Below are 18,573 nucleotides of genomic sequence, written 5' to 3' on the forward strand. Positions count from 1 at the left end.
ACCTCCCGGGGGAGAGGACTGGAAGCAGGTGCTCAAAGCGGATTCGCATCCAGGAACGCGCGGATCTCCGGCACCAGCACCTCGGCCTTGTCTTCCAGCACGTAGTGGCCGGCGTCCTCGAACGCGCGCACCTGCGCGCGCGGAAGCGCATCGGTGAAGCCCTTCAGGAAGTGCTTGTCGAACACGAAGTCGCGCAGACCCCAGGCGATGAACGCAGGACGGTCGGCGTATTCGGGCAACTTGCGCCCCATCGCCTGCACCAGCGGCCACGCGGCATCGCCCTCTCCCAGCGGAATGTCCTGCACGAAGCGCGACGTTGCGATGCGATTGGCCCAGTTGTCGTACGGCGCGACGTAAGCGCGGCGCACCTCGGCGGGCATCTTCCTCTCGACGCCGACGAACGAGGCGATCGACGAGAACGCGTTGAATCCGCGGATCAGCAGCGTGCCCAGCGCGAGGTCGCGACCGAGTACCAGCGACTTCGGCAGCGGCTTGCTGGCCGGCAAGGGGAATGCACCGGTGTTGGTGATGACAAGACGGCGGATGCGCGCGGAATGCTTCAAGCCCCAGCCGAAACCGATGCCACCGCCCCAGTCGTGTACTGCAAGCGTGACGTCGCCGGTAATGCCCAGGTGCTCGAGCAGCGCTTCCACGTCGTCCACGCGCGACTGCAGCGTGTAGCGGTACCGCGCGTCGTCCGGCTTGTCCGACAGGCCCATGCCGATGTGGTCGGGCACGATGCAGCGGTAGCGATCGCTCAGGCCCAGGACCAGCTTGCGCCAGTAGAAACTCCACGACGGGTTGCCGTGGAGCATCACCACGACTTCGCCGTCGCGCGGCCCCTCGTCGAGGAAGCTCATCTCGATGCCCGGGCGCACGTCGAAGCGCTGGGGCGTGAACGGGTAATCGGGAAGCGGCAGGCGGATCGTCATCGTTTCAGTCTTCTCGTGCGGGCGCACGACACGCGGACAAGAAAAACCCGGCGCGCGGCCGGGTTCTTCGCGTAGCGACGGCGTCGCTTACCAGACCACTTCGGCCATCGAGCAGTTCAGGCCCGAGCCGATGCCCAGCAGCGCGATGCGCGTGCCCTTCTTCAGGCGGCCACCCTCGCGCAGCTTGCTCAGCACGATCGGCACCGAGGCCGGCCCGATGTTGCCGTGCTCGCCGAAGATCGTCATGACCTTCTTCGGGTCGATTCGGAACGCCTTGAGGAAGGCCTTGGTGTGGGCCTTGCTGACCTGGTGGATGACGAACTCGTCGAGCTCCTCGACCACCCAGCCCAGCGCGGCGCGCGCGGCGGTGAAGGTCTTCTGGCCCAGCTTGATGCCTTCGACCAGCAGCATGCGGCCGTCGGCGATCATGCGGTCGTGCACGAGGTCGCCGCGGCACAGCTGGTTCCACTCGGTGGCCGAGCGGGTGACGCTGCCACGGTAGCGCGGCGCGCCCGGCGCCAGTTCGCTGCGCGCCAGCACCATCGCCGCGGCACCGCTGCCGAGCGTGAGCGTGGCCATCTCGTCGCGGAACTGCTCTTCGGTGACGTCGTCGCGGCTGAGGCGGTCGAGCGTCTTCTCGTACGCCAGGTCGGCGGTTTCGCCGTTGACGACCAGCGCGTAGTCGATCTCGCCGCGCTCGATCATGCGGCTGGCGATGTCCATGCCGTTGAGGAACGCCAGGCACGCGTTGGCGACGTCGAAGTTCTGGCAGGTATCGGGCAGGCGCAGGTTGCCGGACACGATGGAGGCCGTGGACGGCTCCAGGTAGTCGCGGCTGACCGAGGTGTTGACCAGCAGGCCGACGCGGTCGGCGTCGATGCCGGCATCGGCCAGCGCCTTGACGCCTGCGAGCGTGGCGGCGTCGGAGGCCTTGACCTCGCCGTCCCACAGTCGGCGCTCACGCACGCCGGCCACTTCTTCCAGCACGTTGTAGTTGATGCCGAGACGTTCGAGCGTGGGCTTCAGACGCGCGTGGATCTCGTCCGACGTCAGCCGGCGGGGTGCATCGATATGGGCAAGGCCGGCGATGGCGACGTGCTGGAACAACATGGAGGTCTGACCAATGCGGAAAAGAACACGCCATGTTAACGCCATCTATGGCCAACCCGCCATTCGCCGCCGTATGGAGCGACCGGAACGCCGAGTGCTCGACGCTCCGGGTTCAGCCCCGCCCGCCTGAATGGGGGCGAGTGGCGATCAGCCGCCGGCCGGATAGGTCTGGACGGCGCTGTTCCGCGGCGGCTGCGCGACCGATGCGCCGCGAGCACCGCCGCCGCAGCTCCAGGCCGCAAAACGCTGGGTACCGTTCACCGGCTCGCCCAGCGGCTGCACGGTATCGGCCTTCAGACCCTCGGCTCCATTGCGGGCCTGCGTCTCCAGTTCCTCGCGTACACGCAGCTGGTTGCGCTCGTAGAAGGCGACGTTGTTCATCACCGTGACCTCCAGTTCGCCGCGCTTCTGGCAACCGGCCGGCGCGCCACCACCGTCGATCACACGCACCGCGGACGCACCCGGCTCCATGTGCACCCAGGTACAGCCGCCCGCGGCCAGCATGGAAACCAGGAACACCCCCTGTATCGACTTGCGCATCATCACTCCCGGGTTCGTGCGGCCTGCGCCGCGCATGAAAAAGGACGGGCGGGATTGTGGCCGCGCCCGTCGTGGTTGTGAACGCCATGCCGTGAACCTCGACTGAGGCGAGGTCACGGTTTGCAGAACGCGTCGCGCTTTACGGCGTGCCGACCGTCTTGCCGTCGGCGTCGAGCACCTGCACGTCGCCCAGCTTCAGCGCGCGCACCGGCTGCTCGATCTGCTTGAGGTCGCCGACCACGACCCAGGTCAGCGCGTCGGGATCGATGGTCGCCGCGGCTTCCTTGACCTGCGCCGGCGTCAGCGCCTCGATCTCGGCCTTGCGCTTGAACACGTAGTCGTCGGGACGCCCGTAACGAACGATGCCGCCGATGGCGCCCATCACCGCCGATGCGGTCTCGAACGAGCCCGGCAGTCCGCGGATCTCGGTCGCCTGGATCTTCGCTACTTCCTCAGCCGTCGGTGGCGCCTTGCCAGTGGCGTAGGCGCTGATCTCGCGCTGCAGTTCCTTCAGCGAGTCGGCGGTGCGATCGATCTGCACCGGCGCGAACGCCATCCACGGGCGCTGGCCCAGCGCGTTGGCCGCGAAGCTGTAGGCGCCGTAGGCCCAGTGCTTGTCCTCGCGCAGGTTCATGTTGAGGCGCGAGGAGAACTCGCCCCCCAGCACGGAGTTGGCGATGTCGAAGCGCACCGAATGCGGATCCTTCGTCGAAGGCACCACCTGGCCGGCGAAGATGTTGGCCTGCACGGCGCCGGGCTGGTCGATCAGATAGATGCGCGAGTGCTTCGGCCGGGCGACCTCACCGATCTGCGGCCGCGCCGGCGAGGCGCCGTCGCCCGTCCAGTCGCCCAGGTGACGGTCGAGCAGCGGCACGATCTCCTTCAAGGTGGTGTCGCCGACCACGATCAGCGTCGAGCCCTGCGGGCGCATCCATGCCCGATGGAAGGCCACCAGGTCCTCGCGCGTCAGCGAAGCGATGGAGGCTTCGGTACCGCTGCCGGAGAAGGGAATCGCGTAGGCATGCCCATCGCCGTAGAGCAGCGGCGGCAGCACGCGCAGCGCGGCGCCGTTGGGGCGCGCCTTCTCCTGGCGGATGCCGGCGATCCAGCTCGCCTTGACGCGGTCGATCTCCTTCTGGTCGAAGCGCGGCGCGCGCAGCATCTGCGCGAACAGACCGACCGACGGGTCCAGCTTGTCCGTCAACGTCGACAGATACGCGCGGCTACCGTCCAGCGACGCGCCGGCACCGAGGTTGGCGCCCAGCGATTCGGCGCGATCGCCGAACGCCAGCGCGTCCAGATCCCCCGCGCCTTCGTCCAGCATGCCCATCGCGAAACTCGACGTGCCCAGCGTGTGGCCCTGGTCAGCGCTGAAGCCGCCGGTGAACTCGTAGCTCATCTGCACCACCGGGATCTCATGGCGTTCGGCCAGGATGACGGTGGTGCCGTTCTTCAGCGTGGCGCGCTGGAGCGAGGGGAATTTCAGATCCGGGAAGCGCGTGGTCTGAGGCACGCCCTGACTGCGATCGACCGGGCTGGGCGTGGTGGTGTAACGGGGATCCACCGGCGGCAGCGTCATCGGCGCCGGCGCAACCGAGGGCTCTTCCACGATCGGCGTGCGCGTTCCCGGCACCACGACCAGCGTATGGCTGCCCAGGGTCAGCCACTTGTTGCCGATGGCCTTCAGGTCGGCTGGTTTGACGGTGTCGATGATCTTCAGGCTGTCGCGGAAACAGCCCGGGTCACCGGTATAGACGGCGCATTCGGCCAGTGCGTCGGCCTTGCCGCCGAACCCGCCGATGCGCTCGATGCCGCGCACGAAGCCAGCGCGGAACACCGTGCGCGCCTGATCGACCTCGGCCTTCGTCGGGCCTTCGGCGAGCAGCTTCTTCAGCTCTTCGTCGATCGCCGCCTCGACCTTCGCAGGATCCACGCCCTGCTTCACATCCGCCTGGATGAGGAAGTTCGAGCTGAGCTGCGCGCCGTATGCGCTGGCGGCGATGTTGTCGACCAGCTTGTCCTCGTGCAGCAACCGGCGGTCCAGCCGCGAAGAGCGGCTGCCGCCCAGCACCTGCGCGAACAGCTGCAGCTTGTCGATGTCGGGCGTGCCGGTCTCCGCGACGTTCCACACGCGGTAGATGCGCGACTGCGGCACCTGGTCGGTGAGGGTTGCGCGCGTGGAAACCTTCAGCGCCGCGACGTCGACCGGCGGTTGCGCCATGGTCGGCGTGGCGGGAATGTCACCGAAGTACTTCATCGCCTTTTCGCGTGCCGTAGCCACGTCGATGTCGCCGGCCAGCACCAGCACGGCGTTGTTGGGGCCGTACCAGGTGCGGAACCAGCCCTTCACGTCGTCCAGCGAGGCGGCATTGAGGTCAGCCATCGAGCCGATGGTGCTGTGGTGGTACGGATGCGTCCGCGGATACATCGCCTGGCCGATCGCGTCCCAGACCTGCCCGTAGGGCTGGTTTTCGTTTTCGCGCTTCTCGTTCTGGACGACACCACGCTGTTCCTCGAGCACCTTCTGGTCGATTGCACCGAGCAGATGGCCCATGCGGTCGGATTCCATCCACAGCGCCATGTCGAGCGCGGTGGTGGGCACGTTCTGGAAATAGTTGGTGCGGTCGGAATTGGTGGTGCCGTTCTGGTCGGTGGTGCCGACCAGCTCGAAGGGCTGGAAGAACTCGCCGGGATGATTCTCCGACCCGTTGAACATCAGATGCTCGAACAGGTGCGCGAAGCCCGAGCGTCCGGCCGGTTCGTCCTTGCTGCCCACGTGGTACCAGATGTTCACCGCGACGATCGGCGCCTTGCGATCGGTGTGCACCACCACGCGCAGGCCGTTGGGCAGGGTGAACTGCTCGAACGGGATGTCGACAGCCGCACGGGGTGCGGCAGCGGCCATCGTTGGCGCGAAGGCCAGGCTGCCGGACACGGCGGCCAGGGCAAGCGCGAGTGCGGCGGCGCGCGGACGGATCGACAGAGACATGGCGGGACTCCTAGCAGGCAAGCGCCCGGCGCCAGCGCCGGGCCGATCCAGCATCCTAGCCGCCGTAAGTGAACGCAGGCACTAGGCCACAAGTCCTTTGTGGCAGCGACTTTTCCGTGGAAGGGGTAGTCGCCCACCTCGGCAAAGGCTGCACGCCGGCGTCATTACACTGTGCGCCCCAGCCGCCCGGACATCCTCGATGCCTACCGCCCCGCGTACCCCGCGCCGCAGCCTCGTCACCGGCGCCAACCGCGGCCTGGGACTGGAGTTCGTGCGCCAGTTGCTCGCGCACGGCGACCACGTGGTCGCCACCTGCCGCCATCCGGCACGCGCGAACGCACTCAACCGGCTGGTCGGCGAGCATCCGGGCCGCCTGCATGTGCTGCCCCTCGATCTCGCCGATGCCAGGTCCCATGCCGAACTCGCGCGCGAGCTGCCACTGGTCATCGACGGCCTGGACCTGCTGATCAACAACGCCGGCGTGCTGCATTCGGGCGAGCGCTTCGGGCATGTGCCGCCGGCGCAGCTGGACGATTCGCTTCGCACGAATGCGAGCGGGCCGTTCCTGCTGACGCAGGCGCTGGCCACGCATCTGGCCGACGGCGGCAAGGTCGCGAACCTGTCCTCGGTGCTGGGTTCCATCGGCTCGGTCGAGGGGTTCCACACGCCCAGCTATGCGATGTCCAAGGCCGCGCAGAACATGGCCACGGCGCTGCTCGCGCGGGCGCTGCACGAGCGTTCCATCGCGGTCGTGGCACTGCACCCGGGTTGGGTGCAGACCGACATGGGTGGAAGCGGTGCGCAGATCAGCGCGGAATCGTCCGTACGCGGGCTGCTCCAGACGATCGATGGCGTGCGGCTGGCCGACACGGGTCGCTTCCTCGATTGGCAGGGAACGCCGCTTCCCTGGTGAGCACGCCTCCCGCTTCGGACTCCTCTGAACCCATGTTCGACGTCATCCTGTTCCAGCCGGAAATCCCGCCCAACACCGGCAACGTGATCCGCCTGTGCGCCAATACGGGGGCGCGGCTTCACTTGGTGAAACCGCTGGGTTTCACCCTCGAGGACAAGCAGCTCAAGCGTGCCGGCCTGGACTATCACGAGTACGCCTCGCTGCAGGTACACGACGATCTTGCCGCCGCGTTGGCAACCGTCGAGCAAGCCAATGGCGTGCCACCGCGCGTGTTCGCGCTGAGTACCCGTGGCCGCGTCCGGTTCGATACGCCGCGATACACCGCTGGCGACGTCTTCCTGTTCGGACCCGAAACGCGTGGGCTGCCGACGGACGTGCTGGAAGGCGTCCCGGAATCGCAGCGCCTGCGTCTTCCCATGCGACCGGAGAACCGCAGCCTCAACCTGTCCAACGCGGTCGCCGTGGTCGTGTTCGAAGCCTGGCGCCAGCAGGGCTATCCCGGCAGCACGCTTTGAAGCGCTTCCCTTGGCAGCGCAACGCAACTTTGCAGAATTTGCCTGAGATGTTGTCGTCTGCTATCTGTCGCATATGCCGGTATCCCGATACCGGCGCGAAGGGTGATGTTAGTAATATGTGACGACCACCGCGTTTTGCACGAAGGTGCAGCGAGCCCACGTATGAGTCTTCGCATCGTCCTGGCCGATGACCACCCCATCGTGGCGAACGGCGCGCGGCAACTCCTGGCGCAGGATCCGACGCTGCAGGTCGTGTCGGTCGCCAATTCCCCCGACGAACTGCTCCAGATGCTGGATCAGGCGCCGTGCGACCTGGTCGTGACCGACTTCAGCATGCCGGGCGGAAACGCGCCGGACGGATTGGCCATGCTTGGCCTGCTGCGACGCCGCTGGCCGGACCTGGCGATCATCGTGCTCACCCGCATCGAGAACCCCGCCGTCCTGCGCTCGATCCGGGACACCGGTGTGCGTGGGCTGATCAACAAGACCGACGCACTGTCGGAGCTTCCACACGCGGTGCACGCCGTGGCGCATGGCCGCACCTACATCGGCCGGGCCGCGAGGCAACTGCTGGAAAGCGCGGCAACCGGGCTGCAGACGGCGGCGTCCGCGGCGTTGTCGCCGCGCGAAGCCGAGGTACTGCGGCTGTTCGCTTCCGGCATGAGCGTCAAGGACATCTCCAAACAGCTCAATCGCAGCGCCAAGACCATCAGCAACCAGAAACTCGCGGCGATGGACAAGCTCGGCATCAAGACCGATCTGGAGATCTACGCCTACGCCGCCGAGCACGGGCTGCTTTCCTGACGACGCATCGACACGGCCTGGACGCGCGCTCCTGAAGCACAGACCGCCGGAGCGACGGTCCCTGCGCGACGGTTCGGCTGCAGGCAGGAGACCAGACTGGCGCGCGGCAGATTGGCAACCGCGTGGGCAGTGGAGCGATCGGGCGACCGGTCCTGTTCATCCCGGAATTGTTTACGGCGCTTGCATGGTGTGCGCGGCGCCTTCCGACGTTGCCGTGACGTGCGCAGAAATACTCTTAATCCGGTACTGGAGTCAGCGCGCGCCGCGCGACGAGGTGCGCCGCTCGTCAACTTGGGGTTTTTCCCATGCCCGGCGCCGCTATGGCGGCGTAGGCTGGAACCGTTCTTTCTCGTCGACTGGATGTCGCCATGGCCCGTTGGCGTTCCGTTGATGCGCGTTGGATGCGCGCATTCGCGCTCGTTGCGATGTTCATTGCCGGCCTGGTCGTTTCGATGGCCCAGGCGCAACCGCGCGCGCAACTGACGAAGGAAGAGGAAGCATGGCGGCGCGAACATCCCGTCGCCCGGGTGGGCGTGTTCGTTGGCGATCACATGCCATTGGAAGCCTGGGTTGGCGGCCAACCGCAGGGGCTTGGCGTCGACTACCTGCGCCTGCTCGCAGAGCGAGCGGGACTGCAACTTGAGTTCAGCCCGTATACGGACTGGGGCGACGTGGCGTTCGACCGGATACCGGTACCCTACGACCTGCTGCCAGCACAGCCGGTGACCGGGGACCGCGCATCGCGGTTCATCCAGCTGCGACCGTACTTGTCCGGCAGGCCCTCGCTGGTCACGCGAAAGGGCGACGAGGCGATCCGCACCGAAGCCGACCTCGCGCACGCGCGCATCGTGATCGAGCGGCGCTTCCGCGCGGGGGCGGCACGGATCGGGAAGCGATACCCCGACGCCACGGTGCTCCACGCCAGCGATGGCAGTGAAGCCCTGGACATGGTCGCCCGCGGCCAGGCCGATGCGTATATCGGTGTTGCCGCCTCGCGCACGCGCGCGTTGCTGGGCATGCGTGCACGGGACGACCTGGCACTGGTCGGGCCCGCGTCGGTCCAGACGCTGGATTTCGCGCCCTCCGTCGATCGCTCGCAGCCCATGCTGGCCTCCATCCTGCGCAAGGCCGAGCTGACGGTGGGCAACGCCGAAATGGCCCAACTGCGGCAACGATGGGGCGCGGACGACGAAGCCGCCCCTGCCGGCGAAGGAGGTGCGTTGGGTCCGGGCGAACGCGAATGGCTGCAACAGCTGCCTGTGCTCCGGCTGGGGTACGAAGCCGATCGCTACCCCTACAGTTTCGTCGACAGCGATGGGCAGTTCGCCGGTCTTGCCGCCGACTATGTGCGCATGATCGAGAAGGAACTTGGCGTGCGCATCAAGCGCGTACCGGTTCCCGACTGGAAGTCCCTCCAGAATCTGGTGCGCGCGCACGAGATCGACCTCGTCGCCGCTGGCACGGGCAACGATTTCACGCTTCGGGAGATGGGCTTCTCACAGCCTTACGAGTACTTCCCGGAAGTGATCGTCACGCGTCTGGGCGGACCACCGGTCGCTGGCCCGAGCGACCTGCAGGGCAAACGGATCGCCTTCCGCATGGAGAGTGGCCTGAATGAGCGGCTTCGCTCGCTGTACGGCGCGGATCACCTGATGCCCATGGCGAGCAACGACGCCGGCCTGGCCCTGGTCGCCCGGGACGAAGCCGATGCCTTCATCGGCACGCTGCCTGCGATCGACGCCTTGATCCGCAATCGCTATGCGGGCGAGCTGCACATCGTGGGACGGCCGGGATGGACCAGGAGTTCGCCATCGGCGTGCGTCCCGAGTATGCGCCGCTGCTGCCGCTCATCGATGAGGTGCTCGCCGGCCTGGACTCCAGCCAACGCCAGGCGGTCCGCAGTCGCTGGCTCACCACCGAATACCACTACGGGGTGCCCTGGGGCTGGGTGATCGGAGGACTGCTGGCCGCGGCACTCGTGCTTGGCGCGATCGCCATCGCCTACCTGCGCCTGCGCCGCACCTCACGCGCGCTGGAGTCCGCCGAGCGTGCGCTCGCCGCGCAGCTTGGCTTCCAGCAGGCGCTGCTGGAGACGGTTCCGTATCCGGTCTTCGTCAAGGACGAGGCCGGACGCTACATCGCCATCAACCGCGCCTACGAGCAGACCATGAACCGCCGGCGCGAGGACATGGTGGGCAGGACGCTTCCCGAGATCCGCCACCTCCCCGGCGTCGACCTCGATGCGCTGCACGAGGAAGAGCTGGCACTGATCGCATCCGGAAGCAGCAAGCGGCGCGAGCTTCTGATGGTCGATCCCGGGGACGGAACCACGCACCACATGATCGCGTGGCTGCAGGCGTTCTCCGACGCGGCCACCGGGCGGACTGCGCTGCTTGGTACGGCGGTCGACATCACGGAAGTGCGCGAAGCCGAAGCACGCGCCCGCGCTTCCGAACAGAAACTCTCCGAGTTCACCCAGGCGATTCCCGCGACGGTGTTCCAGTTCCGCGTCAATCCCGATGGGACGCGCGCCTTCAGCAACATAGCGGGCAATGTGCAGACAATGCTGGGCATGCGGCCGGATCAGATCATCGCGAACGAGCCCGCACTGTTCGCACGATTGCATCCGGACGACCAGGCGGTGCTGGTGCGCAAGCTCGATGCCGTGGTGGCAAGCCGGCAGCCGATGCCGCCGTTCGATTTCCGGCTGCGCATGGGCGACCGGTGGATCTGGCTGCGCACCGAGGGCGGGCAGCCGCATGACCTCGAGGACGGGGCGGTGGAATGGAGCGGCTACTGGATCGACGTCACCGAGGAGCACGATCAGGCCGATGCCCTGCAGCGGGCCAAGGCGCAGGCGGAGGCCGCAACGGCTGCCAAGGGTGCGTTCCTGGCGGCGATGAGCCATGAGATCCGCACGCCGATGGCGGACGTCCTGGCCCTGCTCGAACTGCTGGCCCGCACGCGCATGGAGCGCGAGCAGTCCCACATGCTCGGGATGGTGCAGGAATCGGCGCGCGCGATGCTGCAGGTGCTGGAGGACATCCTCGACTACTCGCGCATCGAGTCGGGTCGTCTGCACATCGAGGACACCCGCTTCGACCTGCGTGAGCTCATCGACAATCTCTCCGGCGTGTTCGCCGCCCGCGCGGCGTCCAAGGACGTCGTGCTGCGTTCGATCGTCGACTGGCGGCTGGCAGCGACCTTCCACGGCGATCCGTTCCGCATCCGGCAGATCGTATCCAATCTGGCCAGCAATGCCGTCAAGTTCACCGAACAGGGCTCGGTCACGCTCCGTGTCGAACTGGGCCACGACAGCGGTACGCGGCAGAGGCTGCTCTTCACCGTGACCGACACCGGCATCGGCATCGATCCCGACGGACTGGCGCGCCTGTTCCAGCCCTTCACGCAGGCGGAAGAGTCCACCACGCGACGCTTCGGTGGAACGGGGCTCGGCCTGAGCATCAGCCGCCGGCTGGCCGAGATGATGGGTGGCGAGGTGCGACTGGAGAGCAGCCCCGGCGTGGGAACGCGCGCGATCCTGGAGATTCCACTGAAGGTGGCCGGGCGCGCCATCGCGATACCGGAATTCGCAGGCAAGCTCGCCGTGCTGGCGTGCGTCGACGATGCACGCGAGGAGGAGCTCTCGAACGCGCTCTCGGCGCTCGGCTTCCGCGTGATGGAGCTGGAGGCCGAGGATCTCGACGAACCGCTCGACGACGTCGACCTCTTCGTCACCACGCCTGCGACGGCCCGGCTTGCACCACTCGCGGGCGTGGTCTGTCTGCTCGCCGACGATAATCCCTCGCACCGTGCGGTGCGGCAGGAATGCGATTGCATCGTCGTTCCCACCGCACCGTTGTTGTGGCGAAACCTGCAGGAAGCCTGCCATATTGCGTTCGGCACCACGCCGTCGGTCGTGGCCGCACGGGAGGAGCAGCCGTTCGCACCACAGCGCGCGCGCATCCTCGTGGCCGAGGACCACATCACCAATCGCGCCGTGATGGCACGCCAGCTCGAGGCCATCGGTTACCGCCACACCATCGTGGAGAACGGTGCGCAGGCACTGCATGCGCTGTCGCGCGCGCATTACGACGCACTCATCACCGATTGCCACATGCCCGAGGTCGACGGCTACGAACTCGCCCGGCGGATCCGTGCACAGGAGGTATCGGGGCAACGCCTGCTGATCGTCGGCATCTCCGCCAGCGCGCAGCCTGAGCAGATCGCGCGGTGCCGCGAGGCAGGCATGGACGACTTCATCACCAAGCCCGTCCAGCTGGGCGACCTGGCCTCCGTGCTGCAGCGGCACCTGGGCCAGGACGACGCCGTCGCCGCACCGGAGGCCGCGCTCGCCACTCCGTCATCCGATCCGCTCACGCAGTTGCGCAAGGTGATCCCCGATCCGCGCGAGCTCAAGGCGTTCCTCGAGGATCTGCTGCATGCCAGCCGCGAGGATCTCGCGCAGCTGGAGCGCATCCGCCATACCACGCAGGACGAAGCGGCCCAGCGCGAGCTGCTTCACCGCATCGAAGGCGCGCTGGCCGTGATCGACCGGTCGTCGGAAATGGGCATCGACGAGGGAGCCGCGGTGGACCATCGCACGCAGGCCGCGGTGGCAGGCGTCGAACGATTGGCGTCGCTGCTGCGCCAGCTCGATGCAGGCGATATCGGCGGCGCGGCCCGCACCTGAGCACGCACCTGGCCGGCCGAGGCGAGCCGGCCGGTACTCGCAATCACCAGTTCGCCCTGAAGCCGAGCTTGGCCTCCCAGGAGCGGCGGTCGTCGTCGAATCCGAGCTGGTACCCGACGTTGGCGTAGATGAAACGGTTGCGGTCCATGTCTCCGGTGAAGCCGGCTTCCAGTTCCCACCATCCACCGCCCATGTCGCTGTGGAAAGGCACGAAGCCGCGGCGCGCGGAGAACTCGGTGGTCGCATCGCCCTTGAAGTCGTACCACGCACTCAACCGCAGCCAACCCGTGCGATCCAGTACGCGGACCGGGTCGTCATCGTTCGACCAGGTGCGGTGCAGGCGCGCGCTCAGGCGACCGATCAGCGATTCGGTGTCTTCGAACCGCACTTCGGCGGCGACGTCAGACGCGTCCTCAAGGTCCAGCCAGCCGTAGATCAACTGCGCCTGAGGCTCGATGATCCAGTCGTGGCGCAAGCGGAACGGGTAGCCGCCCTCCACCGACGCGGCCAGCCCCCAGCCTTCGGTGGACAGCTTGACGTCGTGGCTGGCCGAGACCGCCTGCGCGTCGTACCACGTGGCCTGCAGCACCGTGTCGATATAGGCCTCGCGTTCGGTGTAGCGCGTCCAGTAGCCACCGAGCGTGTAGCCGTCGATGTGAATGTCGCCGGCGAGATTGGCGAAGATGTGCTGGACCTGCGTCTCGGCCACGCCGATGGCGCCGTAGATGCCGGTGTGCGTACGGTTGCCGTCGTCGTCGAGGTGTCGACGCAGGTCGACGCCCAACTGCACGGCGGCGAACTGATAGTCGTATTGCGGGCCGCGCCCGTACACGCCACCGCGCTCGGCGTCCTTCTCACCGTCGACATACATCAGCCGCCCCCAGAAGCCGTCGATGCGATCGGCTTCGTCCAGGTCCGCGCGTCCACGCAGTTGCTCCTGCTCTCCGACGCGTTCGTGCAGCGTGTCCAGAAGGGACTTCCCGTACTGCAACGCTGTCGGTGCGAGCGCGCCATACAACGACACCTCGGCGCGGTACGCGGGAATCGGTGGCGGGAACGGCGGCAGTGGCGGTACGGGTGGCTCCGGGGGAGGTGCGGGGGGGTCCGGAATCGGCGGGGGATCCGGTGGTGGATCCGGTGGTGACGGCGGTGGATCGGGCGGATCCGGATCGGGATCGGGTGGGGGATCGGGCGGGTTCGGCCCCGGGCACGGCGGCACCGGCGCGTTGGGGCCGCTGCAATCCAGCGAGGAACGCAGGTACCAGTTGTGCGGTGAGTCGGCATCGACGCTGCCGCGTTCGAGCGTGTACTCGTAGGGTCCGGCGATGACGCGACGCGACAAGGCGAGCAACCCCACCGCGGTGGTCGCGCCTTCGATGGCCTGCACCACCAGGATGCCGTTGCCGGAGGTCACATCGCCCGGGCCGCCGGCGTTGGCGACCTCGAGCAGACCCTGCCCCGTCGCGCTGCCGCCGTTGTAGAGCACCAGCCGATCGGACGGCGAACCGTCGGTGCCCAGGTAGGTGTTCACCGCCAGCGTGCCGCCGGAGGCAACGTACTCGCGTGTCCACACATCCTTGAACACACCGCCCTGCGGTGCGGTGAACTCGATGCGTCCCGCGTTGCGCAGTTGGCTGGTGAGCAGCGAATCCAGCGGCACGGTCCACACGCTCGTCGCATCGATGCCGGCATTGGTCAGGTAGTACGCCTCGCCGGTCCAGTGCGAACCGTTGGCCAGTTCCAGGTTGCCGATGCTGCGCGTGTCGGCACCGGCCGCTCCCTCGAGCGTTGCGTCGTCGGCGAAGACCTGCAGCACGGTCGGCTGCGTGGGACCGAAGCTGGCCGACGTATAGGCGTACATCATCCAGGTCGGGCTGGTGACCGTCGCGCCTGAGTCGACGAAGACATTGGAAGGTCCGGTGCCAAGCATGGCGACGTCGTCGCTGGTGAGGCTGCCGCCGCTGAGGTCGACGCGGTTGATGCCGCTGCTCATGAAGTTCGCCGAGTACAGGCCCACCGTATCGGCTCCCGTCGCGGTCACCACGGTGTTGGTCAGATCGATCGAGCCCGGTCCGGTGAAGGTGTACACCTGCATCGCAGCCGCGCCGTTGTTCGTCGTCAGGCGTGAATCGCGACCGGTGATGGTTCCGTTGCTGCCGGCGAACAGCGCGGAGTCGTTCGCGCCCGTGGTGGTGATCGTGTTGTTGGTGAGGTCGATGGTGCCCGGTCCACCGGTATTGATGCTGGTCCACGCGCCGTACGAATTGGCCGAGGACACATTGATGATCGTGCCGGTGCTGACGATGCGGCCACCATCGGTGCGAAGGCCGGCGTTCGGCGTGGCGCCAGTCACCGAGAAGGTGCTGCCCACCGGACCATTGACGGTCGCCAGGTTGGCGCTCGTCAGCGTGTAGTAGGACCCATTGAACGCAGACTGGATGTCGATGCTGCTCGCGCCCGTCAGCGTCACGGTGCTGCCGGCCCGTGCCCACACGCCGATGGCGGCGCCCGGACCTGCGACCTTGAACGTGTCCAGGCTGATCGCGCCGTTGTTGAATGCCGCCAGGCCCGTGCCGCCGGCCTGCTCGGAAATCGGCGCCGTGGCGAACGTCACGGTCAGCCCACTTCCCAGCGTGCCTGCCGGCACGTTCGTGTTGTCGACACTCACGCCCACGCTGTTGGTTCCGTTCATCAGGAACTGCGTGTTCGCCACGGTCTGCACCAGGCCGCCGTCGTGCATGTAGATTCCCATCGCACTGCGACCGTTCAGGGTGATGGGCAGTACCGTCGGCGACGTCAGTTGCACCAGACTGTTGGCGCCGGAAGCGCCGAGCGCGACCGAGTTGATCGCCGCTGTCGAGATGCTGTTGCCCGCGCCCAGCGTGATCTGTCCGCCGGACTCGGCGATCGCTCCATGGCCCGCCGATATCGTCGTTCCGGCGGTCGCCACGTTGTTGATCGTCGTTGATGTGGCGCTGATGCGCGCACCACCGATGGCGACCAGCCCCGAACCCACGCCGGCGGTGCCCAGCTGGCCCGCATTGAGGGTGATCGAGGACGCGCTGCCGTTGGCGACGACGGCATGCCCGCCATTGGACGGGAACACGTTGACGCCATTGAGCACGAGAATCGTGCCTCCGTTCGCGAACAGACCGTTGCCATTGAAGGGCTGCAGCACGATGGCACCGGGCGACACCGCCTGTGTGTCGACCGTGAGCGTGCCGCCGGTGACCTCCACCGTATGCGTGCCGCCGGTGGCGGTGATGGTCGTGTTTCCCACCAGACGCGGCGTACCGCTGCTGATCAACAGCGGTGAGATGGTGCCCGGCCCGAAGTCCTGCGCGTAAGCGCAGATCGGGATGCTGCCATGCGCTGCGAGCAGCAGCGCCGAACGCAGAACCAGGTAAAGCCGCGAGCGCCGCGAGCGAAGTGCCGCGTGCGCAGATCGAGCGCGATGCATGGCCAATTCCGTCTAGCCAGGGAAGCAAAGTCGGCGCTCATCAAACACTCATGTTCGTATCGAGTCTGTGAACCGCATCGATTCAGGAACGTGGAAACACACGTCGCACGCATGAGGCTTCGCGTTTCTCACGCATTGCATCGATTGCGTTATCGCGCGAAGCACCCTGCTCTGACGCATCGCGACGTTCGCGACCGGGCCTTTACCACGGAAGTTCCTGCACCTCGTAGTTCAGTATTCAGGTTAAATTTCGGTTAGCTCCGGATACTTCACGCCACCGGAGCCGCCCCCAATGCGCTTCTAACGAAGCCCGGCGACGGAAACCACGAAAACAAGAGGCTCAAGACCCATGAAGCGTTCCCTGCTTGCCCTGACCCTGCTGGCCGCCCTGCCGTTCGCCGCTTCGGCCGCTGAAGGCGTGTCCTACAACTACGTCGAAGCGGGCTATGCCGCTACCAACGTCGACGGCGATCTGGATGCCGATGGCTGGGCCATCAACGGCTCCGCCGCGATCGCTCCGAACTTCCACCTGTTTGGTGGTTACACCGGCCAGAAGACCGACTCGTTCGACACCGGCCTCGGCCGCGTGAACGGCGTGGACGTCGACCAGTGGAATCTCGGCGTTGGCTACAACCATGAAATCAACTCGCAGGTCGACCTGCTGACCCGCGTGGCCTACCTGAAGGCCGAGACCGACGGCGTGAGCGTCGGCGGCGTGAACTTCGGCGGCAGCGATGCCGACGGCTGGAGCGTCGAGGCTGGCGTGCGCGCTGCGCTGACCCCGAACTTCGAAGGCTACGCAATGGCCGGTTACGAAGACTACGAGCGCGCCGATGGCGAGTTCTACGGCAAGCTCGGCGCCCAGGTGAAGTTCAACCAGACCTGGGGCGTGAACGGCGAAGTGAAGTTCGTCGACGGCTACACCTCGTACTTCGTCGGTCCGCGCATCAGCTTCTGATCCGCACCGCAAAGCGTTTCATCGCGACCGGACTCTCTCCCCCACCGTCGCGATTGGAAGCCCGGCCTTGGCCGGGCTTCTTTTTTGCCCGATTGTGACAATGCGCACATTTCGCTATCGTGCGCGCGCCGCTGCAATGGCGGTAAGGACCATCACCACAAGGATCAGGGGATTTCATGACGATGCGTTACCTGCTGGCTGCCGCCCTGGCGGCTGCGCCCTTTGCTGCGTCCGCGGCGGACGACAAGGGCCTGAGCTACACCTACGTCGAGGGCGGTTACACCCAGGCCCGTGCCGACAACAACGACGAATTTCTCGGCGACTTCAGCGCCGACGGCGGCTACCTGCGCGGCTCGTTCGCGGTCAGCCCCTCGTTCTACGTGTTCGGCAGCTATGCCCGCGGCACGGACGAGGATTCGATCGCCATCGATTTCGGCGGCACCCGTTTCGACATCGACGTCGAGGACGAACTGACCCAGGCCGAAGCCGGTATCGGTTACCGCATGCCGATGGGCGAGAAGGTCGACTTCCTGGCCGAGCTGGCCTACCTGCGCCTGGACGAGGAGATCACGGCCTCCGTCGACGGCGAATCCGACAGCGAGCGCACCACCGCCAATGGCGGTCGCTTCGCGCTGGGCCTGCGCGGTGGATCGGAGCATCTGGAAGGCTGGGTCAAGCTCGGCTACGTCGACGGTGGCGACTTCGCCGGCGACTTCATCGGCACGCTGGGTGCCCAGTACAAGTTCAACCGTACCTGGGGCCTGGTGGGCGAAGTGGAGATCGTCGACGAGTTGACCCGCTACACCGCCGGCGTGCGCGCGAGCTTCTGAGCCGCATCTTCGTGCCGACATGGCCCGGCTCCGGCCGGGCCGTGTCGATAGCGCGAGGTCGTCTGCATTTCCATTCGACCGGAAGAGCAATTCCGGCAAAGTCGCGGTATCGTGCGTCGCCGCTTCGCGGCAATGGACGAATCACAACAGGGGAAACAATGAAGAAGCAACTTGTGCTGGCGCTTGCGCTGGCAGCGGCGCCGTTCGCCGCGATGGCCGATGGCCACAGCTACTCGTACGTGGAGGGCGGTTACGCCCAGCTCAACCAGGAACTGCCGGACGTGGACGACGCGCAGATCGACGACATCGAGGCGGCGGGCTTCTTCATCGCCGGCTCGGCGGAACTGGGGGAATCGTTCCACCTGTTCGGCGCGTACCGCAGCGGTGACGACGACGTCGGCGTCACGATTCCGGGCCTGGGCAGCGGCAGCGTCGGTGTCGACATGTCGCAGTACCAGATCGGCTTGGGCTACCACAGCAGCGTTGGTACGCGTACCGACCTGGTCGCCGAAGTCAGCGCGCTGGGCACCGAGATCGATGTGCAGGACGATGGCGCCGAGGCGATGGAAGGCGACGATTTCCGCCTGTCCGTGGGCGTGCGCCACCTGATCGCCGATCCGGTCGAAGTGTGGGTCAAGGCCAACTACACCGACGGCGATGCGTTCGACAGCGCCGGCAGCGTGAGCGCCGGCCTGCAGTACAAGTTCACGCAGACCTGGGGTCTGGTGGGCGAAGTCGAAGCGGGCAGCGAGTTCTCGCTGTTCGGCGTCGGCGTGCGCGCCAGCTTCTGATCGGCCGCTCGTTGAACCAGAAAAAACCCGGCTCACGC

Annotated in this window: 13 protein-coding genes and 1 pseudogene; 8 read left to right on the plus strand and 6 right to left on the minus strand. The window is 66.8% G+C overall.

Features of this window, described 5'->3' with window-relative positions; genetic code table 11:
* Nucleotides 1-32 precede the first annotated feature (32 nt).
* From QLQ15_RS03315 to QLQ15_RS03330, 4 genes are all read right to left on the minus strand, one after another.
* Nucleotides 33-932 (minus strand): alpha/beta fold hydrolase, encoded by a 900-nt coding sequence (locus QLQ15_RS03315; protein ID WP_283211429.1) that lies wholly within the window; start codon nt 930-932, stop codon nt 33-35.
* A gap of 87 nt (nt 933-1,019) precedes the next feature.
* Nucleotides 1,020-2,042 (minus strand): 3-oxoacyl-ACP synthase III, encoded by a 1,023-nt coding sequence (locus tag QLQ15_RS03320; protein WP_283211430.1) that lies wholly within the window; start codon nt 2,040-2,042, stop codon nt 1,020-1,022.
* A gap of 147 nt (nt 2,043-2,189) precedes the next feature.
* On the minus strand, nt 2,190-2,582 hold the full coding sequence (locus tag QLQ15_RS03325) for a DUF4156 domain-containing protein (RefSeq protein WP_432277771.1): 393 nt from the start codon (nt 2,580-2,582) through the stop codon (nt 2,190-2,192).
* A gap of 139 nt (nt 2,583-2,721) precedes the next feature.
* The gene (locus tag QLQ15_RS03330; protein ID WP_283211431.1) at nt 2,722-5,571 is read right to left on the minus strand and encodes a M16 family metallopeptidase; all 2,850 of its coding nucleotides are present in this window, start codon (nt 5,569-5,571) and stop codon (nt 2,722-2,724) included.
* A 199-nt stretch (nt 5,572-5,770) separates the two neighbouring features.
* Between QLQ15_RS03330 and QLQ15_RS03335 the strand changes: the two genes are divergently transcribed.
* The 3 genes from QLQ15_RS03335 (at nt 5,771) to QLQ15_RS03345 (ending at nt 7,803) form a co-directional block, all read left to right on the plus strand.
* On the plus strand, nt 5,771-6,484 hold the full coding sequence (locus QLQ15_RS03335) for an SDR family oxidoreductase (protein ID WP_283211432.1): 714 nt from the start codon (nt 5,771-5,773) through the stop codon (nt 6,482-6,484).
* A 32-nt stretch (nt 6,485-6,516) separates the two neighbouring features.
* Nucleotides 6,517-6,999, plus strand: coding sequence for a tRNA (cytidine(34)-2'-O)-methyltransferase (locus QLQ15_RS03340; RefSeq protein WP_283211433.1), 483 nt, complete (start codon nt 6,517-6,519; stop codon nt 6,997-6,999).
* A 162-nt stretch (nt 7,000-7,161) separates the two neighbouring features.
* Nucleotides 7,162-7,803: a response regulator gene (locus tag QLQ15_RS03345; RefSeq protein WP_283211434.1), complete on the plus strand. Its 642-nt coding sequence runs from the start codon at nt 7,162-7,164 to the stop codon at nt 7,801-7,803.
* Here QLQ15_RS03345 and QLQ15_RS03350 read toward each other — a convergent pair.
* Nucleotides 7,773-8,354, minus strand: a complete 582-nt coding sequence (locus QLQ15_RS03350; RefSeq protein WP_283214052.1) for a hypothetical protein — start codon at nt 8,352-8,354, stop codon at nt 7,773-7,775. The two genes, QLQ15_RS03345 and QLQ15_RS03350, sit on opposite strands and share 31 nt — an antisense overlap.
* On the opposite strand from QLQ15_RS03350, the pseudogene QLQ15_RS03355 reads away from it, so the two are divergent.
* Nucleotides 8,355-9,341: pseudogene (locus QLQ15_RS03355) on the plus strand (transporter substrate-binding domain-containing protein); the annotation flags it as partial.
* Between the two features lie 254 nt (nt 9,342-9,595).
* Complete coding sequence (locus QLQ15_RS03360) at nt 9,596-12,496, plus strand: ATP-binding protein (RefSeq protein ID WP_283211435.1); 2,901 nt, start codon at nt 9,596-9,598, stop codon at nt 12,494-12,496.
* A 43-nt stretch (nt 12,497-12,539) separates the two neighbouring features.
* On the opposite strand, the gene QLQ15_RS03365 is transcribed toward QLQ15_RS03360, so the two are convergent.
* The gene (locus QLQ15_RS03365) at nt 12,540-15,956 is read right to left on the minus strand and encodes an autotransporter outer membrane beta-barrel domain-containing protein (RefSeq protein WP_283211436.1); all 3,417 of its coding nucleotides are present in this window, start codon (nt 15,954-15,956) and stop codon (nt 12,540-12,542) included.
* A gap of 349 nt (nt 15,957-16,305) precedes the next feature.
* On the opposite strand from QLQ15_RS03365, the gene QLQ15_RS03370 reads away from it, so the two are divergent.
* The 3 genes from QLQ15_RS03370 to QLQ15_RS03380 all read left to right on the plus strand — a co-directional run bounded on the left by QLQ15_RS03370 (nt 16,306) and on the right by QLQ15_RS03380 (nt 18,535).
* Nucleotides 16,306-16,914, plus strand: a complete 609-nt coding sequence (locus tag QLQ15_RS03370; RefSeq protein WP_283211437.1) for an outer membrane beta-barrel protein — start codon at nt 16,306-16,308, stop codon at nt 16,912-16,914.
* A 176-nt stretch (nt 16,915-17,090) separates the two neighbouring features.
* Nucleotides 17,091-17,744, plus strand: coding sequence for an outer membrane beta-barrel protein (locus QLQ15_RS03375; protein WP_283211438.1), 654 nt, complete (start codon nt 17,091-17,093; stop codon nt 17,742-17,744).
* Between the two features lie 158 nt (nt 17,745-17,902).
* A complete protein-coding gene (locus QLQ15_RS03380) occupies nt 17,903-18,535 on the plus strand; it encodes an outer membrane beta-barrel protein (RefSeq protein ID WP_283211439.1) in 633 nt (210 codons plus the stop codon).
* Nucleotides 18,536-18,573: the final 38 nt, after the last annotated feature.

It is taken from the genome of Lysobacter stagni (assembly GCF_030053425.1).
GTDB classification, from domain to species: Bacteria; Pseudomonadota; Gammaproteobacteria; order Xanthomonadales; family Xanthomonadaceae; genus Lysobacter_J; species Lysobacter_J stagni.